12 protein-coding genes and 1 pseudogene are annotated in these 16,889 nt (G+C 37.2%); all 13 read left to right on the top strand.

Annotation, left to right across the window (positions count from 1 at the left end):
* The first annotated feature begins 79 nt into the window (after positions 1–79).
* The 13 genes and pseudogenes from mobC to AP75_RS07320 all read left to right on the top strand — a co-directional run bounded on the left by mobC (position 80) and on the right by AP75_RS07320 (position 16,796).
* Positions 80–2,080, top strand: a complete 2,001-nt coding sequence (gene mobC, locus AP75_RS07385; protein ID WP_031504356.1) for a conjugal transfer protein MobC — start codon at positions 80–82, stop codon at positions 2,078–2,080.
* Positions 2,081–2,229: 149 nt separating this feature from the next.
* Positions 2,230–2,607 carry an ArsR/SmtB family transcription factor gene (locus tag AP75_RS07380; protein ID WP_031504358.1) on the top strand — a complete coding sequence of 126 codons (378 nt, stop codon included), beginning with the start codon at positions 2,230–2,232 and terminating at the stop codon, positions 2,605–2,607.
* On the top strand, positions 2,601–3,203 hold the full coding sequence (gene merTP, locus AP75_RS07375; RefSeq protein ID WP_024566614.1) for a mercuric transport protein MerTP: 603 nt from the start codon (positions 2,601–2,603) through the stop codon (positions 3,201–3,203). Before AP75_RS07380 ends, merTP begins: the two co-directional genes overlap by 7 nt.
* Positions 3,203–3,412, top strand: coding sequence for a GDCCVxC domain-containing (seleno)protein (locus tag AP75_RS14655; RefSeq protein WP_078679374.1), 210 nt, complete (start codon positions 3,203–3,205; stop codon positions 3,410–3,412). The genes merTP and AP75_RS14655 overlap by 1 nt, the downstream gene beginning before the upstream one ends.
* Positions 3,413–3,481: 69 nt before the next feature.
* Positions 3,482–3,820: a hypothetical protein gene (locus tag AP75_RS07365; RefSeq protein WP_031504361.1), complete on the top strand. Its 339-nt coding sequence runs from the start codon at positions 3,482–3,484 to the stop codon at positions 3,818–3,820.
* A 6-nt stretch (positions 3,821–3,826) separates the two neighbouring features.
* On the top strand, positions 3,827–4,237 hold the full coding sequence (locus AP75_RS07360) for a Fur family transcriptional regulator (RefSeq protein WP_024566616.1): 411 nt from the start codon (positions 3,827–3,829) through the stop codon (positions 4,235–4,237).
* Between the two features lie 55 nt (positions 4,238–4,292).
* Positions 4,293–4,619, top strand: coding sequence for a DUF6660 family protein (locus AP75_RS07355; protein ID WP_031504363.1), 327 nt, complete (start codon positions 4,293–4,295; stop codon positions 4,617–4,619).
* A gap of 150 nt (positions 4,620–4,769) precedes the next feature.
* A pseudogene (locus AP75_RS07350) lies at positions 4,770–9,139 on the top strand (CusA/CzcA family heavy metal efflux RND transporter).
* Position 9,140: 1 nt separating this feature from the next.
* Positions 9,141–10,394: an efflux RND transporter periplasmic adaptor subunit gene (locus AP75_RS07345; protein ID WP_088264055.1), complete on the top strand. Its 1,254-nt coding sequence runs from the start codon at positions 9,141–9,143 to the stop codon at positions 10,392–10,394.
* Positions 10,395–10,411: 17 nt separating this feature from the next.
* A complete protein-coding gene (locus AP75_RS07340) occupies positions 10,412–12,457 on the top strand; it encodes a heavy metal translocating P-type ATPase (protein ID WP_024566620.1) in 2,046 nt (681 codons plus the stop codon).
* A 335-nt stretch (positions 12,458–12,792) separates the two neighbouring features.
* Positions 12,793–13,617, top strand: coding sequence for an RteC domain-containing protein (locus AP75_RS07330; RefSeq protein WP_002981101.1), 825 nt, complete (start codon positions 12,793–12,795; stop codon positions 13,615–13,617).
* A 115-nt stretch (positions 13,618–13,732) separates the two neighbouring features.
* Complete coding sequence (locus AP75_RS07325; RefSeq protein ID WP_031503029.1) at positions 13,733–14,296, top strand: helix-turn-helix domain-containing protein; 564 nt, start codon at positions 13,733–13,735, stop codon at positions 14,294–14,296.
* Between the two features lie 88 nt (positions 14,297–14,384).
* Positions 14,385–16,796: a heavy metal translocating P-type ATPase gene (locus AP75_RS07320; protein ID WP_024566624.1), complete on the top strand. Its 2,412-nt coding sequence runs from the start codon at positions 14,385–14,387 to the stop codon at positions 16,794–16,796.
* The last annotated feature ends 93 nt before the right edge of the window (positions 16,797–16,889 follow it).

Here is a 16,889-nt window from a genome sequence, read left to right as displayed (position 1 = left end):
GAACGCCACTGGCTGCCACATTCTTAGAGCCACTCCATAGAGCCTTTAAATTCACGCCCGAACATTAAAACTTTAGATAATGCAGGGAGAAGACGATTTAAGAGGGCTTTCCAAGATAATGGCTTTTATGCGGGCAGTCAGTATTCTTTTGGTGCTGATGCACCTTTATTGGTTCTGCTACGGTTTCTTTTTAGAACGTGGTTGGACGTTGGAAGTAATCAACAAGATATTAGGCAATTTCGACCGAACGGCGGGTTTGTTTTCACACACTCTTTACACCAAAGTATTCGCTTTGGTCTTACTGGCTTTAAGCTGTTTAGGGACAAAGGGCGTAAAGAACGAAAAGATAACCTGGACTAAAATTTACGTGGCGTTGGGCGTTGGCTTTGTGCTGTTCTTCCTGAACACACCTTTGTTAAAGCTATCTCCGGCAACAGGCACATTCCTGTATATGCTTACTATCTCATTAGGTTATATCGCCTTGCTGATGGCGGGCGTATGGATGAGCCGCCTGCTTCGTACCAACCTGATGGACGACGTATTTAATAATGAGAATGAGAGCTTTCAGCAGGAAACCAAACTGATGGAAAACGAGTATTCCGTTAACCTGCCCACCAAATTTTACTACAAAGGCAAATGGAACAACGGTTGGATAAACATTGTAAATCCATTCAGGGCATCAATAGTGTTGGGTACTCCCGGTTCCGGTAAATCTTATGCCATCGTAAACAACTACATCAAGCAGCAGATTGAAAAAGGCTTTAGTATGTATATCTACGATTTCAAGTTTGACCACCTTTCTACTATTGCCTATAATCACTTACTGAAGCATCGGGATAAATACAAAGTTCAGCCGAAATTTTACGTGATAAATTTCGACGACCCACGCAAGAGCCACCGTTGCAACCCACTCAATCCCGATTTTATGACGGACATTTCTGATGCTTACGAAGCGGCATATACTATAATGCTAAACCTTAACAGGTCGTGGATACAGAAGCAAGGGGATTTTTTCGTGGAAAGCCCAATTATTCTTTTGGCTGCGATTATTTGGTATCTGAAAATCTACGAAGATGGTAAGTATTGTACGTTCCCTCACGCCATTGAATTACTGAATAAAAAGTATTCGGATGTATTCACGATTTTAACTTCATACCCGGATTTGGAAAATTATTTGTCGCCCTTTATGGATGCGTGGCAAGGTGGAGCGCAAGACCAGTTACAAGGACAAATCGCATCGGCAAAAATTCCGCTATCAAGGATGATTAGCCCACAACTTTACTGGGTAATGACGGGCGATGATTTTACGCTTGACATTAACAACCCGAAAGAACCTAAAATTTTGTGCGTGGGTAACAATCCCGACCGTCAAAATATTTATTCCGCAGCTTTGGGTTTATACAATTCGAGGATTGTAAAGCTGATAAACAAAAAGGGACAGCTAAAGAGTTCCGTTATCATAGATGAGTTGCCCACAATTTATTTCAGGGGACTGGACAATCTTATCGCAACGGCGAGAAGTAATAAGGTAGCGGTATGTTTGGGTTTTCAGGATTTTTCGCAATTAACAAGGGATTACGGCGACAAGGAAAGCAAGGTAATACAGAATACTGTCGGTAATATATTCAGTGGTCAGGTGGTTGGCGAAACAGCAAAAAGCCTTTCGGAACGTTTCGGTAAAGTATTACAGAAACGCCAGAGTATGACGATTAACCGCAATGATAAATCTACCTCTATTTCGACACAGTTAGACAGCCTTATTCCGGCTTCCAAAATCTCAACACTTACACAAGGTTTGTTTGTTGGTTCTGTATCAGATAACTTTGATGAACGTATCGAGCAGAAGATATTTCACGCCGAAATTGTAGTGGACAATGAAAAGGTAGCGGCAGAAAGCAAAGCCTATCAGCAAATACCGCAAATCTTATCTTTTGTAAATGAGCAGGGCGAGGATAAGATGAAGCAGGAAATAGAAAACAATTACAAGCAGATAAAATCAGACATTCTGAATATTGTTGTTAGTGAAATGGAGCGTATCAAGAATGACCCTAACTTACAGCATTTGGTGCAGAAAGAATGATTATACTAAATATTTTTGTGATTTTTCTATTAATATATTGTTAGAAGAATTAAAAGTAACAGCACCATTACGTCAACATATAAAATGCCAAATTTTAATACTCATAATTTAGCATTTGCTTAAATAAACAAATTAGTTACATTTGCATTATGGATAATACTTCTTGTAAACGACAACAGGCAGACATTAAACAAATCAATCGCTGTAAAGAAAGAGTTTCGGAACTCCACAGTTCGTTTGACTATTTGTCGAACGCACTTGAATTGACTGGAAACAATGTAAGACTGAAAATTCTGTTTCTTCTTTATGAAGAAAAACGACTTTGTGTTTGTGATGTGAGTGAAATTCTTGGAATGACAATTTCAGCGATTTCTCAGCACTTGAGAAAACTTAAAGACCGAAAGCTTATTGAAACCGAAAGAGAGGCGCAAACCATTTTTTACTCATTGACAAAAGAGTATGAGAAAATGTTGGACCCATTTTTTAAAATACTTGACGATAAAAAAAATTTAGAAACAATATGGTAACGGACGGAAAACTAATTGGGACTGGACTTTTGACAGCAATAGCAGCTTCATTATGTTGCATTACACCTGTTTTGGCTCTCATAGCAGGAACAAGTGGACTTGCTTCAACTTTCTCTTGGCTCGAACCTTTTCGTCCATATTTTATCGGGTTAACTATTTTAGTGCTTGCTTTTGCTTGGTATCAAAAACTGAAACCGCAAAAGAAAATTGACTGCAACTGTGAAACAACTGAAAAATCAAACTTTATGAAAACAAAATCATTTTTAGGAATTATTACCGTTATGGCGGCTTTACTTTTATCATTTCCGCTTTATGCTCACATTTTTTTTCCAAAGACCGAAAGTAAAGCAATTATTACCCAAACTTCCAAAATTCAGAAAGTTGAGTTTACAATCAAAGGAATGACTTGTTCAGGTTGTGAACACCACGTTAAAACGGAAGTTAGTAAACTAAAAGGAATTGTGGAAGTTGTGGTTTCTTATGAGAAAGGCAATGCCATTGTTAAGTTTGACAACAAACAAACAAGTATTATAGAAATTGAAAAAGCTATCAATTCGACAGGTTATAAATCACTAAAAAGTAAAATTATATCATAATGGAAATTAAATTACAATCAATTATAACTTGCCCAAATTGCGGATACAAAAAAGAGGAAACAATGCCAACAGATGCTTGCCAATATTTTTATGAATGTGAAAATTGCAAGACAAGATTAAAACCATTACAAGGCGATTGTTGTGTGTATTGTAGTTATGCCAGTGTTCCTTGTCCATCAATACAACAGGATAAAAAATGTTGCTATTAGAAACCAATTAAGAGAAAAAAATGTTCAGTTTTTTCAAAAAATATTTTCAAAAATTTAAGAAGAATACTTATGCTATCAACAGAAAAAACATTATCAGAAGTAATTGAAGTACTAAGACAAAGGGGTTATATGGAAGACTTTAATCTATTGGAAGAAAACATTTCGTACAAAATAGACGGAGAGAAAGTTAATTTAAGGGACATTGTTATTGATAAAATTTATCGTTTTACTGGGCTTAATGACTTGGAAGATGAGGCTATCTTATATGCGATGAGAAACCAAAAAGATGGAGCAAAAGGTGTTTTCGTAAATGGTTATGGTACATACTCTGACAGTGCAGCAAACAGCATCATTGAGCAAATATCAGTTGACGAGGACGATAATGATGATTGGACGATAGAAAATTAAATCACAATGACTGAATTAGAAAAAATTTTACTGCAAAAAGCTATAAAACCCACCGCTATGCGTTTGTTGGTGGTTGAAAAGTTATTGAAACAACAATATGCAGTAAGTCATAAAGAGCTGGCAGAACAGTTTGAAAAAGCAGATAATATTACTCTCTTCAGAACACTTAAAGTATTCCTGGAATACAAACTTGTCCATACCATTGATGATGGAAGCGGAGTGATTAAATACGCACTTTGCCAATCAGGATGCAATTGTAATTTATCAGAACTGCACACACATTTTTATTGTACCGACTGCAAACATACTTTTTGCCTTACTGAAACAGAAATTCCGAACATCGAAGTTCCTCAAAACTTTAAATTAGATGGAGCTAATTTAGTTCTTAAGGGGAAATGCGACAAATGTAACAAATAGATTTTTTCAACTTTGCAATTCTATTGCACAATCTATTTATTTATATTTGTAGCTGATGAAACTATTTATATTCATATTCAGTATATATTTTCTGGCATTATCCGTAATGCCGTGTACTGATGCGTGTGGTATGGATACCAGTAATACTTCAAAATCAGAGCTTTCTAATACAAGCAATGGTCAAACGAAAAACGGCGATTTATGCAGTCCTTTTTGTTCTTGTGCTACTTGTCATACCGTTGTGAATTTTACGTTTCAAACGTTCAAAATAAACGAGGCAAAGCCAAGTCTTAGCAAGATACAAAAATTCCCACTTCAAAATTTCAATTTCATTTCCAATTATCACGGAAACATTTGGCAGCCGCCAAAGATTAATACTTAATATTTTCAGCAAATGTATTTATTGGTAATGGATGATATATTCATTTACTATTAGATAGGTGTATTATCTAAATTGCACATTTAGCTGTCCTTTCTGTAACGGACAGAAAGTATTTATATCCATTATTATTAATTATTAATCAAATGAATTGTGTTAGACAGTATCATAAAATTTAGCATTAAGAACAAGCTCGTCATTGGAATAATGACATTGTTGCTCATTATTTGGGGAGTGTGGAGTGCCACAAAATTACCCATTGATGCCGTACCCGATATTACAAATAATCAGGTGCAAATAATTACGGTTTGCCCCACATTGGCGGCTCAGGAAGTAGAACAATTAGTAACTTTTCCGATAGAGCAAAGCATTGCTAATATTCCCGATTTAGAAGAAACCAGAAGTATTTCTAGGTTTGGTTTGTCCGTAATTACAGTTGTATTTAAGGAAAAAGTAGACATTTATTTTGCCCGACAGCTCATTAATGAAAAACTGAAAGAAGCAGAAGAAAAAATTCCGAACGGAATAGGAACACCTGAACTGGCTCCGGTCAGTACAGGGCTTGGTCAGATATACGAATATATAATACATCCCAAAAAGGGAAGTGAAAATAAATACAATGCCAAAGACCTTCGTACAATGCAGGACTGGATTGTTGCAAGGCAACTGTATGGTACACCCGGAATTGCAGAAGTAAATAGTTTTGGTGGCGAGCTAAAGCAATATGAAGTTGCTGTTAATCCTAATCGCTTAAAGGCTATGGATATAAGTATTACCGATATTTTCAACGCTCTTGAAAAAAATAACCAAAATACAGGGGGAGCATATATTGATAAGAAACCAAGTGCTTATTTTGTTAGAGAGGTATTGGTTTGGTTACATCATTAGAAGATATAAAAAACATCAGTGTAAAAAATAATCCTGGCAGTGTTCCAATTTTTATAAAAGATGTGGCAGATGTACGATTTGGTAATGCTGTAAGATATGGGGCTATGACATATAATGGAGAAGTTGATGCAGTAGGCGGTGTGGTAATGATGTTAAAAGGCGAAAATGCCAATAATGTAATTGAAAAAATAAAAGAAAAACTTCCTACTATACAAAAGTCATTACCTGATGATATTATTATTGAACCCTATATAGACCGTTCAGTTTTAGTTGACAAGGCAATGAGTACCGTAGAAAAAAACCTGATAGAAGGTGCGTTGATTGTTATCTTTGTATTAGTACTTTTTTTAGGAAATTTTAGAGCCGGATTAATAGTAGCTTCCGCTATTCCATTAGCAATGCTGTTTGCCTTAGCGATGATGAATGTGTTTGGTGTAAGCGCCAATTTAATGAGTTTGGGAGCCATAGATTTTGGGTTGATTGTAGATGGGGCAGTAATTGTTGTGGAAGCCACATTACATCACTTAGGCTTACGGAAATCTAAACAAAGGCTTACACAAACCGAAATGGATGAAGAGGTTTTCCTGTCTGCCTCCAAAATTCGTAGCAGTGCAGCATTTGGTGAAATCATTATACTAATTGTTTACATTCCTATTCTTACGTTAGTGGGTGTTGAAGGTAAAATGTTCCGTCCGATGGCACAGACTGTAGGTTTTGCCATTTTTGGAGCTTTGATTTTATCCTTAACATACATACCAATGATGTGTGCTTTGTTCTTATCCAAAAAACCTTCGTATAAAGAAACCTTTTCTGACAGAATGATGAATTGGTTACAAAAAAAATATCAGCCTTTGCTTGAAAAAGCGATTAGTATAAAGTATTGGTTCGTGGGTATCGCCATTGCCATATTTGCGGTTAGTATTTTCTTGTTTAGCCGAATGGGAGGAGAATTTATACCCCAGCTACAAGAAGGAGAATATGCGTTTGAATTTAAAATGCCTATTGAGACCTCATTATCACAAAGTATAGAAACTTCGATGCTTGCTTCGAGAATTGCCAAACAATTTGATGAAGTAAAAATGGTGGTAGGTAGAACTGGAGCTGGTGAAGTACCTACTGACCCAATGCCTCCGAGTGCAACAGATTTAATAATTATTCTTAAGCCTGAAAGTGAATGGAAATCCGGAAGGACATACGATGAATTAGGCGATGCAATAGAAGAAAAAATAGCCGTAATACCTGGCATAATTGTCGAAAAAAGCCAACCCATTCAAATGCGTTTTAACGAACTTATGACAGGGATAAAACAAGATGTTGCAATTAAGATTTTCGGAGAAAATTTAGATACACTAGCGTTAAATGCCGATAAGGTTAGCAAAGTTATACAAACAGTAAAGGGAGTTACAGTACCTCAAGTAGAACTGGTAAGTGGGCTACCTCAAATTAATATTGAATACGACCGAACTCGTTTAGCCAATTATGGAGTAAATGTAGAAGATGTAAATAATGTTGTGAGTACTGCATTTGCAGGAAAAAGTGCAGGTGTGGTTTTTGAGAATGAAAGGAGATTTGATTTAGTTGTGCGTTTAGATAGTACTTACCGGGGTAGTATTGAAGATGTAAACAATATGATGATACCCACCAACATAGGTAGTCAAATTCCTCTATCACAAGTGGCTACAATTGATTATAAATTAGGACCGGCGCAGATAAGCCGTGAAGCGGGAAAGCGAAGAATTGTAATTGGTTTTAATGTAGCAGACAGAGACGTTCAAAGTGTAGTAGAAGAAATTCAAAAAAAATTGAATAACCAAGTAAAATTACCATCAGGATATTATTTCACTTATGGTGGGCAGTTTGAAAATTTACAGGAAGCCAGCAATAGATTACTGATAGCTGTTCCTGTTTCCTTAATATTGATATTTGTATTGCTTTACTTTACATTCAGCTCCTTTAAACAGGCCGGATTAATTTTTACAGCTATCCCAATGAGTGCAATTGGAGGAATACTAGCTTTATTACTTCGGGGAATGCCTTTTAGCATCAGCGCAGGTATTGGATTTATTGCATTGTTTGGCGTTGCAGTCCTTAACGGAATTGTATTGATAGGTATTTTCAATCAATTAGAAAAAGAAGGAGAAAAAGATGTATTGAAACGGGTAATCGAAGGAACTAAAACCCGTTTGAGACCGGTTTTGATGACTGCAACAGTAGCCAGTTTAGGATTTCTGCCAATGGCTTTGAGCAGTAGCGCAGGTGCAGAGGTACAAAAACCATTGGCTACAGTTGTTATCGGTGGCTTGGTAACTGCCACATTCCTTACCCTATTCGTACTGCCTTTATTGTATATCATCTTCAATTCAAAAATTAATTTAAAAAGAAAACTTAAAGTGAAACCCATTACAACCATCATTGTTTTACTGGTATCATCAGTAGGTTTTACAGCAAACGCACAGACGAAAAATCTATCCACTGTTGATGAAGCGATAAACATTGCATTACAAAATAATCAAAGTATTAAAGCATCCGATTTGGACATTCAATCATCCAAAGCTCTGAAGAAAACAGCAAATGAGCTTCCAAAATTAAATTTTGATGCACAATTAGGGCAATACAACAGTCCAAAATTCGATCAGTCGTATTCTATTTCACAAAATATTCCATTTCCTACACTTTTTAAGGCTCGAAAAGAGCTTATGCAAGAACAAATAAAAGGAAAAGAAATTTCAAAAGAATTATCCGTGAATGAAATGGCAAAGCAGATCAGAACTTTATATTATCAAATTGAATATTTAAAATATAATGAATCTGAATTAAGCAAGTTAGATAGTTTGTATCAAGATTTTATCCGAATTGCAACTGTTCGCTATAACGCAGGAGATATTAAAAAAATTGAAATTAATACAGCCGAAACGCAGAAAGGAGAAATTAATTTGTTGCTTCAGCAAAATACTGTTTTACTAGGGAACGCTTACAAGCAATTAAAAATCTTACTCAATACTCAAGATAATTTTGAAATTTCAATGGCTAAAAAATATGAACCGTTGAGAATAGAAACCATTGTAGATTCCACAACAATTTCGAGACATCCATCAATTCGAGCATTTTATCAAGAAATGGAAATTTTAGAAAAATCAAAAAAAGTAGAAAAATCAGAAGGTTTACCGGATTTTACTTTAGGATATACCAACCAATCATTGATCGGAATCCAAGATTTTAAAAATGGTGAACGTTATGCAAACTCTGGAACCCGTTTTAGTTACGTAAATATTGGTGTTGCAATTCCTTTAACTTTTGGAGCAACAAAAGCAAGAATACAATCTTTAGATTTTCAAAAACAGATGGCGGAAAGTAATGCAAAATTTCAGCAACAACAGATTTCTGCTCAATTGGCCAATACATTAAGTCAATATGAGCAAGATATTCGGCAGTATGAATACTATCGCAATCAAGCCATCCCTAACGCCGAAAAAATTGTGAAAGCAGCACAATTGGGGTATAGGACTGGTGAAATTAGCTATATGGAATACTTATTTGCCCTGCAAACCGCTACAAATATTCAACTAAAATCCTTAGAAGCCATTCAAAAAGTAAATGAATCGGTCATCAATATAAATGCATTAATAAACCAATAATATGAAATTTTATAAACATATATTCATCTATTCAGCCTTAGCTATTTTTTTATGGAGTTGTGGTAATAATGAAAAGAAAAATGTAGAACCCGAAAAGCCTAATTCGGAAGCTAAAGAAAAACCTACAGAAGAAACTCCAACAATAGCAATGCTAACAGAGGAAGAAATGAAAATGGTTGGAATTACTTTGGGAACTTATGAAATGAAAGAACTTACTGCAACTATAAAAGCGAATGGAAATCTGCGTGTTCCTAATAACAGTAAAGCAGTAGTAACTTCTTTGTATGGTGGAATTATCAGAAGATTACCTGTACAAATTGGTGATTATATAAGAAAAGGACAAGTGGTAGCAACTATTTCAAATCCTGATTTTATAAGGCTTCAAGAACAATATCTTACGGTAAATAGTAGAATTACTTTTGCAGAACAGGAATATCGCAGGCAAAAGGAATTGTTTGATAATGATGCAGGTGCCAAAAAGAATTTACAAAGTTCGAGTACAGAATTAAATTCGCTTCGTACCCAACGTGCTTCAATACAAAGACAACTACAATTAATGGGCATATCTCCTTCAAAAGTAAATAATGGTAATTTGCGTGATGGCTTAGTAATTGTTTCACCAATTAGTGGTTATGTGAGTAATGTTATCGCACAGATTGGAAGTTATGTAGATATTGCTTCACCAATTTTAGATGTGATTGACAACAATTCACTTCATTTAGATTTACAAGTTTTTGAAAAAGATTTACCTAAAATAAAAGTTGGACAAGTAGTACACTTTTATCTAACGAATAATCCAGAAGCGGAGTATGACGCAAAAGTGTACAGTATTGGTTCATCATTTTCAAACGATAACAAGACGATCTCTGTTCATTGTTCTGTAATTGGAAATAAAGGAGGTTTAATTGATGGAATGAACATAACAGGGATTGTAAGCTCAAGCAATACAACCGCACCTGCAGTTCCCAATGATGCCATCGTAAATACTGATGGTAAGTACTTCATTTTCGTACAAACCGACAAAAAAGCAGAAGAACATCACGAAGAAGGAAATCATAAAGAGGGAGATAAAAATGAAAAAGAAGATAAGACAAGTATAAATTTTGAAAAAGTAGAAGTATTGAAAGGGGTATCTGATATGGGGTATACCGCAATAACTTTTGTCAAGCAAATTCCTGTCAATGCCAAAATCGTTGTAAAAGGAGCATTTTTTGTAAACGCAAAATTATCTAATGCAGGAGAAGACGAAGATTAACCAATAATAACTAAACGATGATAAATACAGATAAAAATCACAAGCATATTTATGATGCGCAGGGCAAGCAACTCTGCTGCACGGAGGAGAACAAAAACGATGCCCAAACAAATACAGGGCAGAGTACTGATAATGTTTGTTGCTCAACGGATGAAAAAGTTAATCAAAAGAGCAATGAACGAAGTGAAGCTGTTGATAAAAACAGCGTTGTAAAAATGTTTTTACCAGGAATTATTTCTTTGGTACTATTGCTAATTGCTATTTACTTAGACAATGTCTTGAAACCTGAATGGTTTCAAGGTTGGGTAAGAACTGTTTGGTATATAATAGCTTATGCACCAGTCGGATTTCCTGTAATTAAAGAAGCTTTTGAAAGTATTGGTAAAGGCGATGTTTTTTCAGAATTTTTGCTGATGAGTATTGCTACTATTGGAGCCTTTACCATTGGTGAATACCCCGAGGGTGTTGCTGTAATGCTGTTTTATGCTGTTGGTGAAGTCTTTCAGTCATTAGCAGTAAAGAGAGCTAAAACAAATATCAAATCTTTACTCGACCAACGTCCTGATGAAGTAACCATTTTACAAGGCACTCAAACAAAAGTTGTAAAAGCTGAAACAGTTACTATTGGAGAGATAATACAATTGAAGCCTGGAGAAAAGTTAGGATTGGACGGAGAATTATTGTCCGAAACTGCATCTTTCAATACAGCAGCTCTTACGGGTGAGAGCAAGCCTGACACGAAATCAAAAGGTGAAACGGTACTGGCAGGGATGATAAACTTAAATACCGTTTCACAGGTAAAAGTGACAACTGCATATACTGATAGCAAGCTGAGTAAAATTTTAGAATTGGTGCAAAATGCTACTGCTCAAAAAGCACCGACAGAATTATTCATTAGAAAGTTTGCAAAAATATACACACCGATAGTTGTACTGTTAGCTATTCTAATTACAGCATTGCCCTACTTCTTTGTAGAAAATTATGTGTTCAGCCAATGGTTGTATCGTGCTTTGGTATTCCTTGTTATCTCTTGCCCTTGTGCATTGGTAATAAGTATTCCTTTAGGCTACTTTGGCGGAATTGGGGCAGCGAGTAAAAATGGAATATTGGTTAAGGGAAGCAACTTTTTGGATGTTCTTGCCAGCATACAAAATGTAGTAATGGATAAGACAGGTACAATGACGGAGGGCGTATTTAAAGTTCAGGAAGTTGTATTTGACAAGGCATTTGATGAGAAAGAAATTTTAGAAATGGTCAATGCTTTGGAAAGCCATAGTAGCCACCCCGTAGCAACTGCCATTCAAGAATATGTAGGCGATGTAAACCACAATATCCCATTAGAAAATATAGAGGAAATTGCAGGACACGGACTAAAGGCTAATGTAAATGGGAAAGAATTATTGGTAGGGAATTTTAAGCTGATGGATAAATTTTCTATTACTTATGACATAGACCCGAACAGCATTGTCTACACGGTAATCGCAGTGGCTTATGATAGAAAGTTTGTTGGTTACATTACCATTGCGGACAGCATAAAAGAAGACGCACAGGAAACCATAAATCTATTGCATAAGCTCAATGTTAAAGCTACTATGCTTAGCGGAGATAAAAGTACGGTTGTAAAGTATGTAGCGGAACAGTTGGGGATAGATAATGCTTTCGGAGATTTATTGCCTGAAGATAAAGTAAACAGAGTTAAAGAAATTAAAGCCAAAGGCGGAAGCGTTGCTTTTGTTGGCGACGGTGTAAACGATGCGCCTGTTGTGGCTTTGAGCGATGCGGGTATTGCAATGGGCGGTTTGGGAAGCGATGCGACCATTGAAACGGCAGATGTGGTAATACAAGACGACAAACCGAGTAAAATACCTATGGCAATCAATATAGGCAAGCAGACAAAGAAAATCGTTTGGCAAAATATAGCTTTAGCATTCGGAGTAAAAGCTATTGTACTAGTTTTGGGAGCTGGGGGCTTAGCGACTATGTGGGAAGCTGTTTTTGCCGATGTTGGGGTTGCCTTATTAGCTATACTAAACGCAGTAAGGATACAGCGGATGAAATTTTAAGATTAGAACATCCTAATGATGAATAAAACAGACAATTCGTAAGAAAGGCAAAAGTTATCAAATGTCAATTTGTCGAAGGAGAAGAAGAAGAAGAAAAGACCTTCGCTCTTTATGATACTTTTTGGGATATTTTTTAGCTCTGTGTCTTATTGCTTTGATATACATAAAATTAGACACTATTATATCTATCCCTATCACTAAAAATGGACTTATTAGTTCTGTATCGAGCAAAAACCAAAGTTCCAAAAGAGAAACCCGAAAATGCAAATTTCTTTCAAATATGACAGTATTTGGGCTTCTCTATTATTGTTTAAAAAATAGATTTAGGATAACGGATGGATAAATTTTATAACGAAACGCTGGCTAAGCTGGAAAACGAAATCAAAGAATTTGAGATTGAAGCAGACTGTTCGATAGAACGCATTGAAGCAGTTATACAACTTATTATCAAATGTTTATTCGACGTAAAAAAATATATTTTAAAAAGAGGATTTAAGAATGTTGATGAAGAAATTCGCTTTTTTAAATATCAAAAGCCAATTATCGTTTCAAAGCTCATCTATTATAATGCCATCTATAAAATCGAAACGAGAAGACCGTATGGAAATAAGCGTACCAAGAAATATTTTGTCAAAGAACTGAAAAAGCTAAAAAGGTTCTTTGAAAATAACCTTGATTTTTATAAGTATTACCGTAGCAATAATTCTTTCTTTGACGAACAATTTTTTGTACGTGGCAAGCACGATATAAGACTATGGTTAGACACTTTTTATTTTGAGGCAGACCATCGCTTTTCTACTTCGCACGATTATAAGGTTGCCAAGATAATTGCTAATGACCTGATACAGGTATATTTGGAAGACAGGTTAAATAACATCAACGTTAAAAAGGTTTCAGATAATTCGTTGATATGGACAGCAAGCAAAACTGCACTCACGGAACTCATTTATGCACTGTACTCCCACGGTGCATTTAACAATGGGAATACAGAAATAAAATTGATAGCCAAAACGTTTGAAGATGCCTTCAATATTGAGTTAGGCGACTTTTACCATACGTTTATGGAACTTAAAGCCCGCAAAATAAACCGAACGAAATTCCTCGACAGGCTGTGTGAAGCACTGATAAAGAAAATGGACGAACAAGATGAAAAACAGTAAGTATATATGTACACAGGCTTTATTCCTCTTGGCAAGAAGTCAGAGTAATTAAACTTAAATTGTAAATTTGTTTATTGCTTATGTATTAAATACTAAACGTAGTCAGTAAATAAATATGAATACAATCTTTATTAAAAATATGGTTTGCGACCGTTGCATTATGGTGGTACAAAACGAATTGGAAAAACTGGGATTAGATGCTAAAAATATAAAACTGGGCGAAGTTATTCTTTCCAAAGAAATAACATCTCTGGAAAAAGAGAATTTGTCCAAAACTTTAGAGCCATTAGGATTTGAAGTAATTGACGATAAAAAAGGCAGGATAATAGAAAAGATAAAGAACATTATCATTGACCTGGTACACCATCAGGATAGTGATGTAAAAACCAACCTTTCCGATGTATTGAGTGACAAATTGCATCACGATTACAATTACCTGTCCAATCTGTTTTCAGAGGTAGAGGGTACAACCATTGAAAAATACTTTATCGCCCAAAAGGTAGAGAAAGTCAAAGAATTGTTGGTGTATGATGAGTTGTTATTAAGTGAGATTGCGAACCGCCTAAATTATTCGAGCGTGGCATATTTGAGTAACCAGTTTAAAAAAGTTACCGGGCTAACACCAAGCCATTTCAAACAGATTAAAGAGGATAAAAGAAAACCGTTGGATAAAGTGTAAGTAAATCTTACAAATCAAATCCAAAATTTCACAACAGTACCCATAAATATAATAGCCAATTTTGTATTGTAAATTAAAGCAGGCAAATATGGCGACAAACAGAGAAAATATATACATTCCATTGGAGGATGTAGAAAGCGAACACTGTGCATTAATCGTTGAAAAGGGATTGGCACAGGTAAAAGGCGTAGAAACCCATAAAGTAGAGCTGAACAACCGAAGGGCAGCGATTACAGTAGATAGCAATGAAACCGTAGGCGAGGCTGTTAAGGCAATTAAAGATTTAGGTTACGGAGTTCCTACGGTTAAAAGTGCTTTTCCGGTATTGGGCATGACCTGTGCATCCTGTGCGGGCAGTGCCGAAAGCATTGTGAAATACCAACCGGGAGTAGTTAATGCTTCCGTGAACTTTGCAACGGGCAATCTTACCGTGGAATATCTGCCCAATATGACCGATGCCTCCACCTTGCAAAAAGCGGTTCAGGGAGTAGGTTACGACCTATTGGTTGAAGACGAAACCAAGCAGCAGGAAACGCTCGAAGCCATCCACGAAAAGAAATTCCGAACCTTGAAAAACAAGACCATTTGGGCAATTATCCTTTCCCTGCCCGTGGTAATCATAGGAATGTTCTTTATGGATATGCCCTATGCAGACCCGATAATGTGGCTCTTTTCCACGCCCGTTGTAATATGGTTGGGCAGGGATTTTTTTGTAAACGCTTGGAAGCAGGCAAAGCACCGTTCCGCCAATATGGATACGCTGGTGGCATTGAGTACAGGTATTGCCTACCTGTTCAGTGTTTTCAATATGCTGTTTGCCGACTTTTGGCATCAACGGGGACTGCATGCTCACGTATATTTTGAAGCGGCTGCCGTTATTATCGCATTCATCCTCTTGGGAAAACTGCTGGAAGAAAGAGCCAAAGGCAACACCTCTTCAGCCATTAAGAAGCTGATGGGCTTGCAGCCAAAAACGGTCATCGTGGTACAGGCGGACGGAACGGAAAAGCAGACCGCTATCGAAGACGTAAGCGCAGGCGATGTGATACTCGTAAAGCCCGGTGAAAAGATTGCGGTAGACGGCATGGTCATATCGGGCAATTCGTATGTGGACGAAAGCATGTTAAGCGGTGAGCCTGTACCTGTATTGAAAAAAGAAAAAGAAAAAGTATTTGCAGGAACGATTAACCAAAAAGGCAGCTTCCGGTTCAGGGCGGTAAAAGTGGGCAAAGAAACCATGCTTGCCCACATCATCAAAATGGTGCAGGATGCACAGGGAAGCAAAGCACCCGTACAGAAACTGGTCGATAGGATTGCGGGCATCTTTGTTCCCACAGTGATAGGTATTGCCATCCTGACATTTACGCTATGGTTGATTTTGGGAGGCGAAAACGGGGTTGTTCAAGGTCTGTTGGCAGCCGTTACGGTATTGGTCATTGCCTGCCCCTGTGCTTTAGGCTTAGCGACACCCACCGCTATTATGGTAGGCGTTGGTAAAGGTGCTGAAAATGGCATTTTGATAAAGGATGCCGAAAGTTTGGAACTGGCCAAAAAAGTAAATGCCATCGTTTTGGACAAAACCGGAACCATCACCGAGGGAAGACCACAGGTAACGGGCATTAAATGGCTGAACAATGAGGACACTGCAAAAGAAATCCTTTTGAGCATCGAAAAGCAATCCGAGCATCCATTGGCAGAAGCCGTAGTGAAGCATCTTGGCGATGTAGCGACCACCTCTTTATCCATGTTCGACAGCATTACGGGCAAAGGCGCAAAAGCAGACCATGACAACGAAACCTATTATGTAGGCAACAAAAAGCTATTGGCAGAAAACAACATTGCCATTGCCGGAGAATTACAAGACCAAGCCGAAGAATGGGGCAAACAGTCTAAAACCGTTATCTGGTTTGCAAACAGCAAAAAGGCTCTTGCTGTAATCGCTATCGCCGATAAGATTAAGGAAACATCGGTGCAGGCTATCCGGGAAATGCAGGAAATGGGCATTGACCTGTATATGCTGACCGGAGATAATGAAGCTACCGCTAAAGCCATTGCGGAGCAGACAGGCATCAAGCATTACAAAGCCGAAGTTTTGCCACAGCATAAAGCCGACTTTGTGAAAGAACTGCAAAGTAAAGGAAAGGTAGTGGCAATGGTGGGCGATGGTATCAACGACAGCACCGCATTGGCAACAGCCGATGTAAGTATCGCAATGGGCAAAGGCAGCGACATCGCAATGGACGTAGCCAAGATGACCATCATTTCGTCCGACCTGACCAAGATACCGCAGGCAATACGCTTGTCCAAACAGACCGTAGCCACCATCAAGCAAAACCTGTTCTGGGCGTTTATCTACAACGTAATCGGCATTCCGGTAGCGGCAGGCATCCTTTACCCTGTTAACGGCTTCCTGCTCAACCCGATGATTGCGGGTGCGGCAATGGCATTGAGCAGCGTGAGCGTGGTCAGTAACAGCCTGCGGTTGAAATGGAAGAAATAAAACAGTAAATCTCACAAATCAAACAAGAAATTACACAACAATACTGAACTGAATAGTACGGAAATTTGCATTATCAGATAACTCTAAAATTTA

Origin of the sequence: Kaistella haifensis DSM 19056 (genome assembly GCF_000735695.2) — a bacterium.
GTDB lineage: Bacteria > Bacteroidota > Bacteroidia > Flavobacteriales > Weeksellaceae > Kaistella > Kaistella haifensis.
This window is presented reverse-complemented; position numbering and strand designations above follow the sequence as displayed.